This window comes from Pseudomonas sp. GCEP-101 (assembly GCF_025133575.1).
GTDB classification, from domain to species: Bacteria; Pseudomonadota; Gammaproteobacteria; order Pseudomonadales; family Pseudomonadaceae; genus Pseudomonas; species Pseudomonas nitroreducens_B.
The window spans coordinates 4,126,398-4,145,101 of the sequence record NZ_CP104011.1; the positions used below are offsets into that span (position 1 = coordinate 4,126,398).

At 64.5% G+C, this 18,704-nt stretch carries 14 protein-coding genes; 4 read left to right on the forward strand and 10 right to left on the reverse strand.

Features of this window, described 5'->3' with window-relative positions; genetic code table 11:
* Window positions 1–75: 75 nt before the first annotated feature.
* From N0B71_RS18985 to lpdA, 5 genes are all read right to left on the reverse strand, one after another.
* Window positions 76–621 (reverse strand): DUF4256 domain-containing protein, encoded by a 546-nt coding sequence (locus N0B71_RS18985; RefSeq protein WP_259754251.1) that lies wholly within the window; start codon window positions 619–621, stop codon window positions 76–78.
* A 58-nt stretch (window positions 622–679) separates the two neighbouring features.
* Window positions 680–1,681 carry an HD domain-containing phosphohydrolase gene (locus N0B71_RS18990; protein ID WP_259754252.1) on the reverse strand — a complete coding sequence of 334 codons (1,002 nt, stop codon included), beginning with the start codon at window positions 1,679–1,681 and terminating at the stop codon, window positions 680–682.
* The gene (locus N0B71_RS18995) at window positions 1,678–5,349 is read right to left on the reverse strand and encodes a PAS domain S-box protein (RefSeq protein ID WP_259754253.1); all 3,672 of its coding nucleotides are present in this window, start codon (window positions 5,347–5,349) and stop codon (window positions 1,678–1,680) included. Before N0B71_RS18995 ends, N0B71_RS18990 begins: the two co-directional genes overlap by 4 nt.
* Window positions 5,350–5,660: 311 nt before the next feature.
* On the reverse strand, window positions 5,661–5,930 hold the full coding sequence (locus N0B71_RS19000) for a hypothetical protein (RefSeq protein WP_259754254.1): 270 nt from the start codon (window positions 5,928–5,930) through the stop codon (window positions 5,661–5,663).
* A gap of 244 nt (window positions 5,931–6,174) precedes the next feature.
* Window positions 6,175–7,575 carry a dihydrolipoyl dehydrogenase gene (lpdA, locus tag N0B71_RS19005; protein WP_259754255.1) on the reverse strand — a complete coding sequence of 467 codons (1,401 nt, stop codon included), beginning with the start codon at window positions 7,573–7,575 and terminating at the stop codon, window positions 6,175–6,177.
* A gap of 210 nt (window positions 7,576–7,785) precedes the next feature.
* On the opposite strand from lpdA, the gene N0B71_RS19010 reads away from it, so the two are divergent.
* The 4 genes from N0B71_RS19010 to N0B71_RS19025 all read left to right on the forward strand — a co-directional run bounded on the left by N0B71_RS19010 (window position 7,786) and on the right by N0B71_RS19025 (window position 10,662).
* Complete coding sequence (locus N0B71_RS19010) at window positions 7,786–8,907, forward strand: M14 family metallopeptidase (protein WP_259754256.1); 1,122 nt, start codon at window positions 7,786–7,788, stop codon at window positions 8,905–8,907.
* A 285-nt stretch (window positions 8,908–9,192) separates the two neighbouring features.
* On the forward strand, window positions 9,193–9,348 hold the full coding sequence (locus tag N0B71_RS19015) for a hypothetical protein (protein WP_259754257.1): 156 nt from the start codon (window positions 9,193–9,195) through the stop codon (window positions 9,346–9,348).
* Window positions 9,349–9,686: 338 nt separating this feature from the next.
* Window positions 9,687–10,079: a hypothetical protein gene (locus tag N0B71_RS19020; RefSeq protein ID WP_259754258.1), complete on the forward strand. Its 393-nt coding sequence runs from the start codon at window positions 9,687–9,689 to the stop codon at window positions 10,077–10,079.
* A gap of 130 nt (window positions 10,080–10,209) precedes the next feature.
* Window positions 10,210–10,662: a PaaI family thioesterase gene (locus N0B71_RS19025; RefSeq protein WP_259754259.1), complete on the forward strand. Its 453-nt coding sequence runs from the start codon at window positions 10,210–10,212 to the stop codon at window positions 10,660–10,662.
* A 488-nt stretch (window positions 10,663–11,150) separates the two neighbouring features.
* On the opposite strand, the gene N0B71_RS19030 is transcribed toward N0B71_RS19025, so the two are convergent.
* The 5 genes from N0B71_RS19030 to N0B71_RS19050 form a co-directional block, all read right to left on the reverse strand.
* Window positions 11,151–12,389 carry a tetratricopeptide repeat protein gene (locus N0B71_RS19030; RefSeq protein ID WP_259754260.1) on the reverse strand — a complete coding sequence of 413 codons (1,239 nt, stop codon included), beginning with the start codon at window positions 12,387–12,389 and terminating at the stop codon, window positions 11,151–11,153.
* Between the two features lie 481 nt (window positions 12,390–12,870).
* Window positions 12,871–13,515 (reverse strand): DUF4276 family protein, encoded by a 645-nt coding sequence (locus tag N0B71_RS19035; RefSeq protein ID WP_259754261.1) that lies wholly within the window; start codon window positions 13,513–13,515, stop codon window positions 12,871–12,873.
* Between the two features lie 17 nt (window positions 13,516–13,532).
* Window positions 13,533–14,915: an AAA family ATPase gene (locus N0B71_RS19040; RefSeq protein WP_151186595.1), complete on the reverse strand. Its 1,383-nt coding sequence runs from the start codon at window positions 14,913–14,915 to the stop codon at window positions 13,533–13,535.
* 113 nt (window positions 14,916–15,028) lie between these two features.
* Window positions 15,029–16,183 carry a catalase family protein gene (locus tag N0B71_RS19045; RefSeq protein ID WP_259754264.1) on the reverse strand — a complete coding sequence of 385 codons (1,155 nt, stop codon included), beginning with the start codon at window positions 16,181–16,183 and terminating at the stop codon, window positions 15,029–15,031.
* 393 nt (window positions 16,184–16,576) lie between these two features.
* Window positions 16,577–18,484 carry a c-type cytochrome gene (locus N0B71_RS19050; RefSeq protein ID WP_259754265.1) on the reverse strand — a complete coding sequence of 636 codons (1,908 nt, stop codon included), beginning with the start codon at window positions 18,482–18,484 and terminating at the stop codon, window positions 16,577–16,579.
* Window positions 18,485–18,704 lie beyond the last annotated feature (220 nt).

Here is an 18,704-nt window from a genome sequence, read left to right on the forward strand (position 1 = left end):
GGCCGCTGGGCGGCCTTGGGAAAGTTCAGTGACGGTACAGGAATCGTTCAGAAACGGCCTACAAGGAGTCGATCCTCAGACCTTCAGCACGCCGCGAAAGCCGCGCGCGGCGTAATACGACTGTACCCCGTTGTGATAGGTGAAGACGCGCCCGTAGCGGCGGTCGCCGAACAGCGCACCGTCCAGCTTGCGCATGGAGCCCGGCGTGCGCAGCCAGCTGGAGGTCTTCTGGTCGAAGCTGCCCAGCTCCTGCAACTGGCGGTATTGCGCCTCGTCCAGCAGCTCGATGCCGATCTGCGCGGCCAGCTCGGTGGCGCAGCCGGCGGGCTTGTCCTTCTTGCGTGCGTCCAGCGCTTCGCGGTCGTAGCAGAGGCTGCGGCGGCCGGCCGGGGTTTCGGCGGAGCAGTCGAAGAACAGGAGGGCGCCGCTGGCGCTTTCGCGGCCAACCACGTCGGGTTCGCCGCCGGTGGCTTCCATCTGCTCCAGGGCCTTGAGCTTGGCCGGGGCATCTTTCAGGCGCGCCTGGACCTCCGCCCAGTCGATGCCCGGGTGGCGTTCAGGGTGCTGCTCGAAGCGCGTCTGCAGGGTCGCCAGCAGGGCGTCGCGCTGTTTCGCATTCATCGCATCTACTCCGCGCAGGGGAAGCTCAGAGTAAAGCAGGATTTGCCGGGCTCGCCGTTCAGCCGGCGTCGGCCCAGCGCTCGCGCACGGCGAGGATGTCGGGCAGGCAGCCGAGGAACAGCTCCACCAGCTGCGGGTCGAAGTGGCCGCCTTTTTCCCGGCGCAGCAGTTCCACGGCGTCGTCGATGCTCCACGCCGGCTTGTAGGGCCGTGCGCTGGTCAGCGCGTCGAACACGTCGGCGATGGCGACGATGCGCCCTTCGACGGGAATCTCTTCGCCGCGCAGGCCATTGGGATAGCCGGTGCCGTCCCAGCGCTCGTGGTGGGTGAGGGCAATGCTGCGCGCCAGGCGCAGCAGGTCGGAGTCGTGCTCGCCGATGATCCCCGCGCCGATCTCCGGATGCTGGCGCATGACCTGCCACTCGCGCTCGTCGAGCCGGCCGGGCTTCTGCAGGATGGCGTCGGGAATGCCGATCTTGCCTACGTCGTGCATTGGCGCGGCGTTGAGCAGGTCGTCGGCGGCCTTCTCCGAGTAGCCCGCGGCGCGCGCCAGCAGGTGCGCATAGTGGCTCATGCGGATGACGTGCAGGCCGGTCTCGTTGTCCTTGTATTCGGATGCCTTGCCCAGGCGCTGGACGATCTGCAGGCGCGTCTCGCGCAGCTCCTCTACGCGCACCAGCGACAGGTGCGTGCGCACCCGTGCCCTGACGATGGGCGGGCTGACGGGCTTGGTGATGTAGTCCACGGCGCCGACCTCGAAGCCCTTCGCCTCATCCGGCACGTCGGCCAGGGCGGTGACGAAGATCACCGGGATGGCGCCGGTGGCCTGCTCGGCCTTGAGCCGCTGGCAAACCTCGAAGCCGGTCATGCCGGGCATCATCACGTCCAGCAGGATCAGCTCGGGGCGCTCGCGGTTGGCCAGTTCCAGCGCCTTGTCGCCGTCCTTGGCGAACAGCAGGCGGTAGTCGTCCTGCAGGATGTGCCGCAGGACCTGGAGGTTGGTGGCTTCGTCGTCCACCAGCAGCAGGCAGGGCCGATGGTCTTGCGCGGTGAGGGTCATGCTTGCTCCAGGCGGCTGCCGAGTGTCCGGACCCATTCCAGGGCCTGGTCGAAATCGAAGTCGTCGATGGCGTAGCGCAACGCTTCGAAGGCGTCGCGGTGTTCGCTGTGGGCGGTGCCCAGGCGCAGGCGCTCCAGCGCCTGGTCGTCCAGCCCGCCGCGGGAGAGCGCCAGTTGCAGGGCGTGCAGCGCCTCGCGCAGGTCCTGGGAGGCGGCCTCGCCAACGACCTCGGCGACGGCCTCCGGCACCAGCGGCACCGAATCGCGGACGACGGCGAATTCCGCGCCAACGCGCTCCAGCGCGCTGCCCAGCTGCTCCGCCGTGCCGTGGTCGGCGGCGCCTTCCAGCACGCCGAGGGCGCCGGCCAGGCGCGGCAAGGCGAGGTTGGCGGCGGCGCCGCGCAGGCGGTGGGCGAGGGCGGCGATGCTGGCGCGGTCGCCTTGATTCACCGCGCCTTCCAGGGTCGCCAGGCTGGCGTGCTGTTCGTCGAGGAAGCGCACGATGGCCCGCGCCATGGGCAGCGGGCCGCCCCACAGGTGCGCGCCAGCGTCCCAGTCGAGGGTCGCCAGTGGCGCGGGCTCGCTGGGCTGTGCACGGCGGACGGCAGGCGCGGCGCCGAGCAGGCGGGCCATCTCGTCCAGCAGGCCGGCGAGATCCAGTGGCTTGCTGGCGAAGCCGTTCATGCCGGCGTCCAGGGCATTCTGGCGGTCGCGGTCTAGTACGCTGGCGGTGAGCGCAATGATCGGCACGGCTGCCGCGCCACGCTGCTGTTCGAGGGCGCGGATGCGCCGCGTGGCTTCCAGGCCGTCCATGCCGGGCATCTGCACATCCATCAGGATCAGGTCGAACGTCTGGGCGCTGTAGGCTTCCACGGCCGCCAGACCATCGCCGACGCTGTGCGGACGGTGGCCGAGGCGGCGCAGGTTCAGCTCCAGCAACTCGACGTTCTGCGGCACGTCGTCGGCCACCAGGATGCGCAGCGGCGGCAGGCTCGGCGCATGGCTGCGTGCGGTCGGCTGAACGCTGCGCCCGGCGGGCAGGGGCAGGTCGACGGTGAACACGCTGCCGCGGCCCACTTCGCTCTCCACGGTGATGCGCCCGCCCATCAGCTCCACCAGTTGGCGCGAGATGGTGGTGCCCAGCCCGGTACCGCCGAAGCGCCGGCTCATGGAGGCATCGGCCTGGGCGAAGGGGTCGAAGATGCGCTCCAGGCGGTCGGCGGCAATGCCGATGCCGGTGTCGCGAATCGCCAGGCGCAGCGCGCCCGGTTCGCCGCTGATGACCAGGCGCACTTCGCCACGCTCGGTGAACTTCACCGCGTTGCCCAGCAGGTTGGTCAACACCTGTTGCAGGCGCAGCGGATCGCCGCGGAAGTACTCGCCGGCGCGCTGGCCGTAGTCGATGCGCAGGGTCAGGCCCTTGCGTTCGGCGGACAGCCGCAGCGCCGCGCAGACCTGTTCGCACAGTTCCGGCAGGGAGAAGTCGAGGGCTTCCAGCTCGATGGCGCCACGGTCGAGCTTGGCGGTGTCGAGGATGTCGTTGAGCAGGCTCAGCAGCGAGCGCGAGGCGTTCTGCACGGTGCTCAGGTAGCGCCGCTGGTTGTCTTCCAGCGGCGAATCCAGCAGCAGTTCGGTGAAGCCCATGATGGCATTCATCGGCGTGCGGATTTCATGGCTCATGTTGGCGAGGAAGCTGCTGCGCGCGGCGGCGGCCTGTTCGGCGCGGTCGCGGGCGCTGCGCAGTTCCTGCTCCATGACGCGGCGCGGGGTGAGGTCGGTGGCCAGCTTCACCACCTTCACCGGCCGGCCGTCGAAGTCGAGGATCGGGTTGTAGGTCGCGTGGATCCACACCTCGCGCCCGTCCTTGGCCAGGCGGCGGTATTCGCCGGCGCTGTGTTCGCCCGCGCGCAGCCCGTCCCAGAACGCCCGGTACTCGGCGCTGGCGGCGATATCCGGCGGGCAGAACAGGCTGTGGTGCTGGCCCAGCACGTCGGCTTCGGTGTAGCCGAAGAGTTCGAGGATGTTGTCGTTGGCGGCCAGCACGCGGCCGTCCAGGTCGAACTCGATCAGCGCCATGGCGCGGCCGATGGCGGTGACCTTGCCTTCGTACTCGTTGCTCAGCAGTTTGCTCTCGGTCTGGTCGAGCAGGACGCCGTCGATCCACTGCGGCGTGCCGGCCTCGTCGTAGCAGGCGCTGCCGCCCTCCCAGATCCAGCGCTCGCGGCCGGTGCGGTCGAACAGGCGGTACTCGACGACGTAGCTGCGGCCCTCGGCGATGGCGCGGCGGACTTCCTCGTTCACCGCGTGCTGGTCGTCGGGGTGGTAGAGCTGGTTGAAGGTGACGCGCTGCTCGATGAAATCCTGCGCCGACCAGCCGGTGACGGCCTCCACCGCGTCGCTGACGAAGAGGATGCTCCAGACCTCGTCCGGGACGACGCGGAAGGCGATGCCGGGCATGTTGCGGATCAGCGAGCGGTACTGCTCCTCGCGCGTGCGCAGGGCCTGCTCCATCTCGCGGCGTTCGCTGATGTCGGCGACGAACACGACGAACCAGGGCATGCCATCGTGGTCGGTGACGCCGAGGCTGACCCGCGCCGGGAATTCGCGACCGTCGCGGGTCAGGCCCTCCAGTTCCAGCTCGGAATTGTGGAACTGCCGCTCGCCGCTGCGCTTGTAGTTCTCCAGGGCGCTGCGGAACTGCTGGCCGTAGGCCTCGTTCATCAGCACCTGCATGGACTTGCCGACCAGTTCGTGCGGGTGCCAGCCGAACAGACGCAGCACGGCGTGGTTGACCGAGCGGATCACGCCGCTGTGGTCGATGGTGAGGATGGCTTCGACCGCGGCGTCGAGCAACGAATCCAGGTGCTTGCGCCGGCGCTGCAGTTCCTGGAACAGCTGGCGATAGCGCAGCAGGCCGTTCACCGCGGCGACGCAGATGCTCAGGCTGATGGTGGCCATGGACACCGCCATCGCCAGGTAGAAGCTGCCCTGCACCCCCTGCGGCACGCCGAACTCCTCCCGGCCGACGAAGCGCGCTGCCGCCATGCCGGTGTAGTGCATGCCGGCAATCGCCAGGCCCATCACCGCGCCGCTGAGCAGGATGGCCAGGTTCGGCCGCATCCGCCCGCGCAGGCCGAAGCGCACCCACAGGGCGATCACCGCCAGCACCACGGCCACCAGGATCGACAGGGCGAACATCCACGGGTTGTAGCGCAGCAGCGGGGCCATGTGCATGGCGGCCATGCCGCTGTAGTGCATGGCGCCGATGCCGGCGCCGACCAGTACGCCGCCGCCGATCAACTGCAGGCGGCTGACGTTGCGCCGGGCCAGCAGGTTCAGGGCGATCCACGAGGCGAACAGGCTCGGCAGGCCGGACAGCAGGGTGATCAGCGGGTCATAGCGCACCGCCGCGCACAGCTGGAAGGACAGCATGCCGATGAAGTGCATCGCCCACACGCCGCCGCCCAGCGCGACCGCGCCGGTGCCGATGGCCAGTTGACGATAGAACGGGTTGCGCGCCAGTCGCGCCACGCCCGACAGCTGCAGGGCCATGGTCGAGGTGAAGATGGCGATGAGCACGGAAAGCAGCACCAGTGCCGTGTTGTGCTCGCCGAAAACCAGCAGCGAAGGGGAATCGCCGCTGTAGAAATATCGCTGCAGATCGAGCATTGAACGAAGACCGTACTGCGTGCCGAAGGCCCGGTGGAAGACGAGACGGGGTAGCCAGTGCGAAGCAGAGCACAGGATGGGTGCAAATTGCCATCATTGTCGGTCGCCGCCCCTGCGAAACCCGTGTCGCGGCGATGGAATCGGACGAGCGGGGCGCTACGGTTCGGCGTCGACGTTCAACGCTGCGGGCAGCGGCGACCGGTAACCTTCTATCGGCGAGCGCCGTGGGAAATTGAATGCTTGCCGACGGCTGGCGGCACCAACGAAAAAGCTCGGCATGGGCCGGGCTTTTCGAGGTACCTGGGTGCGGATCAGGCGGGCATGTGCCATTCCTGCAGGCGGTAGCCTTCGCGGTTCAGCTCGTCGCGGGCCTGGTTCAGCAGGCCTTCGAGCTGCTCCGGGTCGGAGTAGGCGGAGCTGGGGATGCGGGTGAGGCCCAGCAGGCGGGTACCGGTACGGTCGAGGACGGACAGGTCGAGGCTGCCGTCGCCCCCTTGATCAACCCAAGTCACACAGTGGAAGGGTTGGAAGGCTCGTCCGGTGATCAGCAGAGCCTCGTTAAAACGAAGAGTCGCATGCATGGTTGTGATCTCTCTGCGGTAATCCATTGCGAAGGTGGCGAAAGCGGTTCATCCGCTTTCGTGTTCGTTCACGCAATTGATGTTTTCAGAGCCGAAGAAAGTCACAGGCCATGTCGCGTTTGTACACAAAGGCGTCGCAAATTAAACCGAGCTGAACGCTGCAGGCCCCGTCAACCGTGGCCTGCAGCGCGATGGGAGGTGCGCCATCGCGCCGCATGGCCCGTTTGTCAGAGGCGACGGACGGTCATGCCTGCATGGCCCAGCCGTCCACGTTCATGGCGGCCTGGCGCAGCGCCTCCGAACGGGTCGGGTGCGGGTGGCAGGTGCGCGCGACGTCCTCGGCGGCGCCGCGGAACTCCATCGCTACGCAGTATTCCGCGATCATGTCGCCGACGTTCGGGCCGATCATGTGCACGCCGAGGATTTCGTCGCTGCGCTCGTCCGCCAGCACTTTCACGAAGCCTTCGGTCTCGTGGTTGATCTTCGCCCGGCTGTTGGCGGTGAAGGGGAACTTGCCCACCTTGTAGGCGCGGCCCTCGGCCTTGAGCTGCTCTTCGGTCTTGCCCACGGTGGCGACTTCCGGGTGGGTGTAGATCACGCCCGGGATCACGTCGTAGTTCACTTCCCCGGCCTTGCCGGCGATCAGCTCGACGCAGGCGATGGCCTCGTCCTCGGCCTTGTGGGCAAGCATCGGGCCGGAGGTGACGTCGCCGATCACCCAGATGCCCGGCACGCTGCTGCGGTGCTCGTGGTTCTCCAGCATGCCGCGCTTGTCCGTGGCCAGCCCGACGCTTTCCAGCCCGAGACCCTGGGTGTAGGGGCGGCGGCCGATGGCCAGCAGCACGTAATCCGCCTGGATCGACTCCGCCGCGCCGCCGGCGGCCGGCTCCACGCTCAGGGTCACCTGCTTGCCGCTGACCGTGGCCTGGGTGACCTTGCTGCCCAGCTTGAAGCTCATGCCCTGCTTGGTCAGCGCGCGCTGGAAGGTCTTGGCGGTTTCCAGGTCCATGCCGGGGCAGATGCGGTCCAGGTACTCGATCACCGTGACCTCCGCGCCCAGGCGGCGCCACACCGAACCCAGCTCCAGGCCGATGACGCCGGCGCCGATCACCACCAGGTGCCTGGGCACCTCGGGGATGGACAGCGCGCCGGTGGAGTCGAGGATGCGCTGGTTGTCCACGTTCACGCCGGGCAGCGGGGAGGGCTCCGAACCCGTGGCGATGATGATGTCCTTGGCGCTGAGCACGGTCTTGCTGCCATCGGCGGCGGTCACTTCGACCTTGCCCGGCCCGTCGAGGCGGCCCCAGCCCTTCACCCACTCCACCTTGTTCTTGCGGAAGAGGAACTCGACGCCCTTGGTCAGCGCGGCGACGCTCTCGGACTTCTGTTTCATCATCTGCGCCAGGTCCAGCGTCGGCTTGACCTGGATGCCGAGGTTGGCGAACTCGCCGCCGGCCGCTGCCTCGTAGAGCTCGGATGCATGCAGCAGCGCCTTGGACGGCATGCAGCCGACGTTCAGGCAGGTGCCGCCGAGGGTCTCGCGACCCTCCACGCAAGCGACCTTCAGGCCCAGCTGGCCCGCGCGAATCGCCGCGTTGTAGCCGCCGGGGCCGCCGCCGATGACGATCACATCGTAAGTGCTCATGCCGTGTTCTCCGCAGTTGGAAAGAAGGGTGAATCGAGGTTAGTCCGTGCCCGCCGGATCACCAGCGCGAGGCCTGGGAAAGCGTTACCTGATTTATATTACGAACATAATATATTCATCGGCGCAAGTCACGCGGACATGACAGGAGCAGCGAGGAGGGCGAAAATGCGGGGCTTTGGCGCCCAAGGTCCGCGCGCCCACGGAGAATTCATGAAGATCGACTGCGATTTCGACAGCGGCAACATCCAGGTCATCGACGACAGCGACCCGCGTTACGTGCGCCTGGCGCTGCGCCCGGACACGAAAAGCCCGCACTTCCAGTGGTTCCACTTCAAGGCCGAGGGCCTGGAGCCCGGCCAGACCTACCGGTTCAGCCTGACCAACACGCCCGGCTCCAGCTACACCGGCGGGTGGTCGGGCTACAACGCCGTGGCCTCCTTTGACCAGCGCGACTGGTTCCGCGTGCCCAGCACCTTCGACGCCAACGGCCTGCATTTCAGCCTGGTTGCCGAGCAGGCCCAGGCCTGGTTCGCCTACTTCGAACCCTACAGCCGCGAGCGCCATGCCGAGCTGGTGAAGCGTGCCATCGCCAATGGCGCCGAGCTGCTCGCCACCGGCCACAGCGTGGAAGGCCGCGAACTGCCGCTGCTGCGCATCGGCAACGGCGCGCCGGGTGCGCGCAAGATCTGGCTGATCGCCCAGCAGCACCCCGGCGAGCACATGGCCGAGTGGTTCATGGAAGGCCTGATCGAACGCCTGCAATCCGCCGACGCCGATATCCAGCGCCTGCTTCAGCACGCCGACTTCTACCTGGTGCCGAACATGAACCCGGACGGCGCCTTCCACGGCCACCTGCGCACCAACGCCGCCGGCAAGGACCTCAACCGCGCCTGGGCCGCGCCCAGCGCCGAGGAGAGCCCGGAAGTGCTGTTCGTGCAGGAGCAGATGGCGCGCTACGGCGTGGACCTGTTCCTCGACGTGCACGGCGACGAAGAGATCCCCTTCGTGTTCGCCGCCGGCTGCGAAGGCAACCCGGAGTTCACCCCGCGCCTGGATCGCCTGGAAAGCCTGTTCCGCGAGCGCCTGGAAGCCAACGGCGAATTCCAGAGCGTGCACGGCTACCCCAAGGACGCTCCGGGCCAGGCCAACCTGACCCTGGCCTGCAACCACGTCGGCCGCACCTACGATTGCCTGTCGCTGACCCTGGAAATGCCGTTCAAGGACCACAACCTGTCGCCCAACCCGCGCACCGGCTGGAACGGCGCGCGCTCCAAGGCCCTGGCGGAGGCGGTGCTGGTCACGGTGGCGAGCCTGGTCGACGAGTTGCGTTGATCACACGGCGTACAACCGCCCTCGGTTGTACGCCGTTGCCGCCTTTTCGTAGGAGCGAGCGTGCTCGCGAACAGCCCAATGCGGGTGCTGCCGGGAAGTCTGTTCGCGAGCAATAACGATGCGTCCCTCTCGCTCCTGCAGGTTTGTCTTCTGCCACATCATTCTCGTGTAGTTTCCTACGGCCAACCCGCCTGACCACTCGGTCAATCCGCCCCGCCTGGCTGTTGAATCTTCCTCCCCGCGTGCTAGTCCAATAGAGGAGGCGCCCGACCGCAGGAGGTGCGTATGACAAGGCATCGCAAGCTGTTGACCCCGCAGGTCATCGAGGACCTGCAGGAACGCATGGACGCCCCGGAAGAACTGGACTTCAGAGAGCGCCGGGAAGTGCGCAAGAACCGTTCGGGCGAGCACCGGCCTCGCGCCTTCGCTGGCGCGGCCTGATCGAGCGGGCAGGGGCGCCGGCCATGCCGGCGTCTGTGCCCGCCAGGCGGTCACGACGAGGTCGCTTCGGCCATGCGCCGGAGCGGCCCCGCACGATGCCGCTGCCGCTGGCTTTCACTTCGTCGGACAGTATCCGGTATTCCGCGCCATCACCTTCGCTTCCTTCAGTCGATTCTCGCCGCAGAGTGGCATTCCAGAGCGGTTCGCTTCTGTATCTTCCCGCATACTCGGTAGCGGTTGTCTTACAAAAATCCGACTGAAAACTTGAACTGCTTCACATAAAATCGGGTCTTCCGTTAGCGCATTTCGCTCTACCCGCAGCAGTCAGAAGTAGCCCCATGGAAAACCACAGCACCCCCCTGGGTCCGGTTCCTGCTCATCTGGTCCGGGAAGCCGTCGCCAAGAAAACCGGCCTGGGCTGGGTGGTCGAATTCAACATCGCCACCTGGCTGAATCTCGCGGTACACGACGACACCGCCATTGCTCTGAAGGTCAGTTACCTGGACGGCGAAAAGCCCCGGGAAGTCCTGGTCGACAAGGGCAGCATCTTCGGCGCCCAGCGCATCCTGCTGTGCGGCATCGCCCGGCTGGGGGTGAACCAGAAGCTCGAAGCCATGAGCCTGTCCCTGGAAACCCGCGCACCGATCCAGTCGCTGCTGGTCGAAGAGCTCTTCGTCCAGGCCGTGGAGCGCCAGAGCACCAAGAAGAACGGCACGCGCAAATCCCGCTGAGCCTTCTCAGAGGCCGTGCGGGGGCGCCATCGGCGGGCATTCCCGCTGTGCATGACGCCTCGCCGGGCTTGCGACGCACCGTTCAAGGCGGGGAACATCACGGGTTCCACCCGATGCCTCAGGATGTTCCATGCCCTTCGATATCGAACAGCTCAAGCTCTACACCGCCCACCGCGGCATTGCCATTCCCATGCTCGACTTCCTGCAGTTCCGCCACGCCCCGGCGGAGGACGGCAACGGGCCGGGTCGGCTGGTCGTGCGCGTCGAACCGCAGCTGGTCAATGGCTGGGCCAATGCCCACGGCGGGCTGATCATGACCCTGCTCGACGTCGCCATGGCCTTGAGCGCCAGCGACGCCGACGACGCCTACCGCGGCGTGGTGACCGTGGAGATGAAAACCAGCTTCCTGCGCCCCGGCGGCGAAGTAGGCGAAGTGCTGGAAGCCCACGGCAAGGTACTGCACCACACGCGCTCGATCGCCTTCTGCGAGGGCGAGCTGCGCAACAGCCAGGGCGTGGTGGTGGCGACGTCCTCGGGCACCTTCAAATACGTCAACAAGCCACGCCCCCTGGCGGATGCCTGAGGACGGGACGTGCCCTTTCTCCCGCCCAGGCTGCGCGCCCCGCTCCAAGGGGAGAGCGAACAGCTCGTGCCGGCTGACACGTCGGCATCACGCTGCTCCATACGTCCCCTCTCCCTTCAGGGAGAGGGTTAGGGAGAGGGAAGACGCTGGCAGGAGGTTTCAGAAAAAAGGCAGTTGCTCCTACAGGGACCACCGCGATGGGGAGGTTCGCGAGCAAGCTCGCTCCTACAGCTCGAGGCTGGCGGGAGAGGAAGGCACCCGTGCCGGCTGCCCCTATGGTTTCATCGTGCTCCGAACCAGTCCCCTCTCCCTTCAGGGAGAGGGTTAGGGAGAGGGCAAACCACCACGCAGGCGTTGAGGTAGGAGCGGACCTTGTCCGCGAATCCATCGCGGCGGAACGGATGTTCATCGGGAAACGCCTTGGCATGGCGCTCGTTTCTCCGGGGCTTCTTCCCTCAATCTCGGCGACCCACGCCGCCACAGCCGCTTCACTTGGCCAGGCTGCGCACCGTGCAACGGCCATCGGCAATCGCCTCGCAGAGGAAATACGGCATCAATTCCCCCCAGGCGCCCTTGGTCACGGGCGACTCGTAACGGCACAACAGCGTGCCCTCGGCGTCGAACAGGCCCCAGGGCTGCAACTCGCCGTCCGCCAGCTTGCTGTCCACCTTGATGCCCTGGTAACTGGCGTTGCAGCCCACGTGGAAGACTTCCGTTCGCCAGCGCACCGGCGCGTGCGGCGGGAAGGGCTGTGCGTCGAGGAAGCCGAACAGATCGTCGTGGTTCAGCAGGCTCTGGCGGATGGTCGGCCACAGGCTGCGCCGCAGGAAGTATTGGTCGGCGTAGCGCTGGTGCGCCTTTTCTTCCTTCAGATACTGCGCGATCAGCGCGCGGATGCCCGGCAGGTTCGGGTTGTGGCAACCGGCCCACATGCCGGCCAGCAGCAGCTCGGTATGGGTGAAGTAGTCGCGCATGTGGTGATACCAGCGGTCGCTCCGCAGCCAGGCCTCCACCGCTGCCTGGTCGCGCTCGGAGAGCAGCGAGTCGGCATCGCGCACCTGGAAGCGCGCCACCTCGCCATCCTCCATCACCAGGAAGCGCCACATGGTCGCGGGGATGCCGTGCCGGGTCTCATCGTCCACCCGCACCACCTGCGCCCCGGCCTCGGCCAGCCGCGCCTGCACAGCCTGCGGCACCGAGTCGTCCACATAGAAGCGGCAGCGCCACTGCGGGAATAGCTCGCGCGCCGCCTCGACGTTTTTCAGTGCGCTCTCGCAATAGCGCGGGCGCGCGCCGAACAGCGAGAAGACGATCAGGTTGCGCTCGGGATGCGAGCCGTCGAACGCCGGCGGCGACGCGGCGGGCAGGGGATGCGCCGGGAACTGGCTGTACTTGCGGTCCGCCACGCTGAGCGACAGGTTGCCGTAGCGGCGCACCAGCTCCGGCTTGTTCAGCCAGCCGCACGCCTCGGTCAGCCCGTCCAGGGCCGTGTTCGGCATCTTCTCCTCGCCCAGGGTGTTGAGCAGCTTGAGATACGTCTTGTAAGCCTGTTCGTAGTTCTTCGTCCGCATCAGGCACAGGGCGTAATCCGCCAGCAGCGTGGGATGGTTCGGCGCGATCTGCAGCGCCTGGCGCGCCACGTCGCGGCCCTGCGGGTAATTCCCCTTGGCCAGCGCAGCGCGAAAGGTGGCGGCCAGCTTGTTCAACTTCTTCTCGACGGCAGACATGCGGAAACTCTCCAGGGCAGGACGGCGGCGGAGGGATCTACACGGAATGAGCAGCCCGCGCGCGTCGAATGCATGGAGCGCAAGGCTAGGGAGCGGGGGAGCAGGGCTCTATCGGAAAATTCCTGCACGTGGCGGCGATAATTACGAAGTCTTACGCAGGCCGCGCTTCACCTGTAGGAGCGGACCACGCCCGCGACTGCGCGCCAGGGGCGATTACAAAGGAAGGAGCGTGGGATTGGCAGGATTGAATTGTCCATTTCAGCAGCATCTCTACTAAGAGCAGGCCACTACGGACGATGTTGGATCAGCAGGCACTCGAACCAACACACCGCGGTCCGGTGGGCGGCCCGTGGTCCATATAGTTGGGTCGCCTATCCAGATCGGCAATAGTCTATCGAGCGTCGAGCTGCTAATCCCGGCCCTGCGCACAGCAAGGCCGGTAGATATGAATGGCATGAATTTCGTTATTTAAAGGTGGTGGCTACTCCCCAGCTAACTTTGATTGTGAGAAATTTCGAATAAAAGCTCTGAAATTTCTATAAGAGTCAAGATTGTTTACTGGTCCGTCGGGGTCTAGGTCATAAGTCAGGCGCGCACGCATATCCTGAAATCGATTTTTAAATTTTCTAAGGCGGGCTCCTTCAGTTTCGCTAATGAGGCATAGAACTTCGAGAAGTATTTGCTTAGAGTTTGCGATTGTTTCCAGGTTTCGATTTCTACTTAACGGCTCGATGTTTCCACGGAATGATTGATTGCCCGCTACTCTCTTTAGCGCTTGGGTGTCCGCAAGAAGCCATGTTTCTAACATGGTGACAGGAATTACAGGTATTATCTTTTCTGCCGAAATTATGTTTTGGGCGGAGTCTAATATTTCTCTTTCTCTTGCAATCAATCCTGCGCTATCTGCATCACGGTGTACGAAAAAAACGTCGGCACTCGGGTAGTTCTTTGCGAGAGTTACGAGCTTGTCTCTCACGGAGTTTCCAATGGGAGGCTCAAAAAGTCGAAGATCGGGGGCTTCACCGCTCACCTCCGAGAAGCCTTCATTTATGAGTATGGTTTCTATATGGTCTACCAAGCGAAGATCTGACGTTCCTTCGCCGGTCAAGATGAAATTTATTTTCATAATGCACTTCCTGGTGCTTACTCTTCGAAGGCAAGGGATATCTGGCTGTCTGGTGGGAGATTCAAGTAAGAGATGATTGAGCCTTTCTCAATGCATTCATCGCCAGCCTTGCTTCTCCAGCTGCCCTTCAGGCTCTTACAGCGTATGGTGGAGGCGGGCTTTCCGTCCAAGCCTCGAACTTTAACTACATCTGCATAAATTAGATCATCGGGCACTTCGAGTTTTACGAGGACTGGGGAGTGAGTCGCAATTAGAATCTGGCGCATTGGATTGTCCTCGCCAGTCGCTTCTGTAGGGTCGACTGCAAGCTCTTTGAGTAAAGAAAGCATTGCCTGCATTTTAGCAGGATGGATACCGTTTTCCGGCTCCTCGAAGCAGAGCAGCCCCTTGAAGTCTGGATCCTCTGCGATTATGCATAGCGATAGAAATCGTAACGTCCCGTCCGAGAGTGCTCGTGCCGGTAGAAAGGCTCCTGAACGTTCTTTTACTTCAACAGTTAGAAGCTGTCTTACTTGGTCGACGTCTACTCTTACATCCGAGGTGGGGATGATGGCAGAGAGTCGGCTTGCTACACGAGAATATACATTTTCATCTCTGCGGTATAACCGATGAAGTGTTGCGGCGAGCTTTCCTCCGTCGGCGCCCACAGTTCCGTCCTCATGCATTTTGTTTGAGCGTCGCATAGCGCTTGGCTCTAACGAAAGGAAACGCCATGATTGCATTTCTCTGCGTGCAGCAAGAATTGTTGGCCAGACGGCGCTGTTGGTGTTTGCGATAACTGTTTTTGGGATGTGGCGTGCGGGGATTTTTTGAGGCTGACCGCTGCTGCCTCCGTCTTGGTGGAGATGGATTTCAATAACTCCATCGTCCATGACTTGCGTCGAGATGAAGCCTGCTCCTTTGCGTTTGTTAATTACCACTTGGTCGCGAAACTGGGAGGCGCTAAGAGGGAAGTTTATTAGATTGGCCGCATCACCTTTGTTGATGTGATTGAGCGTTTCGCGGGCGAGGTATAATCCTAGTGATCCCTCTTTTTCTTCGTTGGGGTCGCGAGCGATTTCGATTTCGTACCTCAAGAATGTGGACTTTGCCTGGGCTTTCCGACCGAAGTCATCGACTATGTCTAATGGAACAATCATTTCCACGGCGAGGCTTATACGATCAGCCCTGTAGTCACCGTTCGTCCAGAAGATATCTAAAGGGTCGGTGGATTCAGAGTCGCGTACTGCTAAAGCTGCTTCGACAATGCTTTTATCGCTTAGAAGTGATAGGAATTTTATTGCGTCAAATATGTTGGATTTTCCAACCCCATTTAGGCCGGCTATGCAATTGAATGGGCCTAGAGACATTGAGAAATCTAGAAGATTTTTAAATCCATTTGCTTCAATCTTTGTGAGCATGTGTTCTCCGTGCTATCCCATTCCTGCTTGGCAAGCTGTTACACGGTATCTAGTGGCGTACCGAACAGACCTTGTCATGGGCAGAGTGTATCAAACCAATACGGCAATCAGGCTCATTCCCCACCCACCCCATTCCTCTGGTGCCGATACACACTCACCGCCTCATAAACCGCCTTCCTCAACCGGTTGATGCCCCCAATCGGCCGGTGTTCGGGCAGGGCGTGCCAGGGGTTGTAGGAGAGGTTGTCGCAGGCGAGGTTCTGCTCGCGGCTGTCGAAGTCCTGGGGCGGGATGCTGACGGTGGCGACGGTCTGGAAGGGGGAGTCCTTTTCGCTCCATTCGACGCTGGTGTCTTCGATGGGCATGTACTTGCTCGGGTCCTGTTTCTGCACCTGCAGGGCGAAGCAGGCGGGGACGCGGTCGACCGAGAGCTGCTGGTACAGGGCGGTGCGCAGGAAGTTGGGCAGCTTCTCGTTGAGCTTGGGCAACTGGTAGGCCGGGCAGCCTTCGGTCTGCGGGATGACGCGGTACTTGATGTTGTTTTCCTCGCCCAGCTTGTACGGTGCGATGCCGTTGTAGCCGGCCTGCAGGGGGCTGTCCGGGGCGGGGGCGAGGGTCTGCAGGGCGATTATCAGGTGGCGGATTTCCCAGGTGCTGGGCTTCCAGCTGGGGAAGAACGCGGCGATCTTCTGGCCGCTGGCTTGCGCGGCGAAGTTCTGCCGGTACTCGGCGACGTCGCGGACGAAGAACACCGGGTGGTTGAACATGACGAAGTCCTGCTCGGTGTCGTGGCCCTTGCCGGGCATCAGCTTTGCGCCGGGCACGTCGAGCAGCTTGATGGCCATGCCGCGGGCGTCGCGGGCGCTGTCGAACTGCGGGTAGGCGTTGCCGTTGGAGAAGCGGACCATGGCTTGCCATTTGTGGCCGGGTTCCGCGAACACGCCCTGGCGCAGGCCGGGGGCGAGGTCGCTGGCGACGGTGACGTCGGCCTTCACGCAGCCATGGGCCTTGGCGTGGGCGTCGCGCAGCACGCGGGTGTTGTCGCGGTGCTGTTCGACGATGCGTATGGCGTCTTCGATGATGGCCTGGGTGAGCTGGGCTTCGCCCGGCGGGATTTCTTCCTGGGCGGAGACGGGGCCGGAGAATTTCCACGCGTAGTAGAGGCTGCCGATGCCCCAGCCGAGCAGGCCGATGGCGGCGACGGCGAGCAGCAGACGGCCGAGCCATTTGCCAAGGAAGAGCCAGATTCGGGTGAGCAGGGAGCGCATGGCACGGGGTCCTTTCGTGTTCTTTTTTTATGGAGGGGATTCCTGGGGGTTTCCCTCCCTGACCCTCTCCGGGGAAAGGGGACTGCTTGGCGGATGGTGCTACGGGAAGGGGGTGGCGCTGGGCGTTTCCCTCTCCCCAACCCTCTCCCTGAAGGGAGAGGGGGCTGGTTCGGTGATTCGGTGGAGCTTCGGAGCGGGCCTTGGCCCTCACTCCAGCTCTGGCTACGCGCCCGGCTCCGGAGGGAGAGGGGCGGATCGGTGTTCAGGCGGTGCTGCCGAGCACGGTTTGCCTGTAGGAGCGAGCTTGCTCGCGAACGGGCTGTCCGGCGGCGCCGGATCTGGGCGGGTTCGCGAGCAAGCTCGCTCCTACGAAGAGCAATCCGGGCGCGCGGCTCATTCGCACTTCGGCCCCGGCGTCCACGGCGGGGTGGGCACGTTCGGGTCGAGGCGGTTTTCGTACTCGGGGTTGCCCAGCACCTTCAGGTATTCCACCAGCGCCCAGCGTTCTTCCGGCGACAGGGCGCGGCCGATGACGCCGTCCTTGCGGCAGCCGTCGCGGAATTCGTGGCCGCCGTTGCTGTTGCCGGTGACGCTGGTCTTGTAGAGGAAGCCGCCAGGGAAGCGCTCGGTGCGGTAGCCGGCGTATTTGGGGTCGTACTCGAAGCTGCCGACCCAGAACTGGCTGTCGCGCTCGGCCACCGGGGAGAGCAACTGGAACAGGTTGGGCACCGAGCCGTTGTGCAGGAAGGGCGGGGTCGCCCAGATGCCGTCCAGCGGGCGAGCCTTGTAGGCGCGCAGTTCACGCACGCCGATGTCGAGGCCGTAGCCGTTCATTTCCTTCTGCTGCTCGGGGCTGATGTGCGCATCGCGGTAGCCGCGCTGCTCGACGAACGCGGTGACGTAGGCCAGGCCCTTGGCCGCGGAGATCTTCGACAGGTCCAGCGGTTCCTCGCTCTTGGGGTAGAGGCGCACGTTCATGTTCTTCAGGTCTTCGACCTTCCACTTCAGCGCGCGCACGTCGAAGGTGTGGTCGGCGATGTTGTTGGCGGTGGTCGGGTCGGTGCCGATTTCCTGGGTGGACACCATCTTCATCGCCCATTCGGGGACGCGCTCCGGGGCAATGCTGTCGGCGGAGCCGAGGGCCTTGATGTGCGGGCCGTGGCAGTAGACGCAGTTGGCCTGGAACAGGGCGCGGCCCTGGGCGGCCTTCTTCAGGTCGATTTCGCCGAAGACCTCCTTCGGCCAGGTCGGCGGTTTGAGCTGCTTGAGGGTTTCCTCGAGGGTGTAGAGGTCGCGCAGGCGCACGCTGGAGGCGTAGCGCTCATCGCCCAGCACCGGCTTGCCGTCGCTCTCGAACATCCGCAGCGTGGCGCCGACGCCCAGGGCTTCGCCGATGTTGCGTGCCATGGGCTGCATGGCCGAGCCGTTCCATTGCACCCAGTCGAATTTCCAGATGTCCCACACCTGCGGGTAGTTCACCGGGGCGTTGGCGACGCGGTAGTTGGAGGCGTCGATGCCGTCGCCGAACACGCTGTTGGCGATGCGGCCGAACGCGTCGGCGCGGCCGGGGCCTTCCAGGGTCGGGTAGAGGCCGCGGTGGGTGTCGTTCCAGGCGGTGGACACGAGCGTGCCGAGCACGTTGCGCACGTCGCGTTTGAGCGCAGCCTTGCCCTTGGGGTAGCGGTCGCCCAGCACGCCCTTGGCGAAGCGGTCGAACTTCCACGGCACGTAGTAGGTGGAGGCGAGGCTGGCGCCCAGCGCCTGGCCGAACGCCCCGCCGCGCAGGGTGGGCACGGTGGAGGCGATGGAGTGCATGGCCGCGCCGCCGTCGATGCGCACGGCGGTGCCCTGGTAGCGCAATTCGCCGGTGTGGCAGGCGGAGCAGGTGATGTCCAGGTACCAGGCGCCGGTTTCGCCGTCCTGGTGGCGGGCGAAGCCGACCGGCAGGTTGCCCGGGTTCTTCGCACTGGCGGCGAGGGTGTCGTCGGCGTCGCGGCCGATCTGCTCGGGTTCGATGAGGAAGCCGAAGCGCGCGAGGTTTTCGGGGCTGGCGAACTTGTCCCGGGAGAAGGGCTGCTCGAGGTGGGTGAACCAGTCGTAGCGCAGGCCTTTCACCTGGGTGCCCTGGGGCGTGTAGTAGTAGGTTTCGCGATCCGCCGGGCTCCACTGGTCGAGGTGGATCATCCGCTCCGGCTTGGTGTATTCGGGGAGGTTGGGATGCGCGGTGTACCAGGCGACGACGCCTCCGATGAGCAGGAGCAGTAGCAGGACTGCAAGTAGGACGCGGCCGAGAATGCGCATCGAAACTTCCTTGTTAGGTGTGCGAAAAAGAATCGGACGTTTATGCCAAGTACGCGGCGGCTTGGCAAGGTGATGCCGCACTGAATTCAGGGTTTTTATGGCGGATGAAGGCGCTGGGCAGGAGTGTGTCGATTCGAGGGTAGGAGTGGTGGATGGCAGCGGCATGGGTATCGCTGCGCTCCACCCATCCTACGGAGCGTCCCGAGGTTGGTAGGGGCAC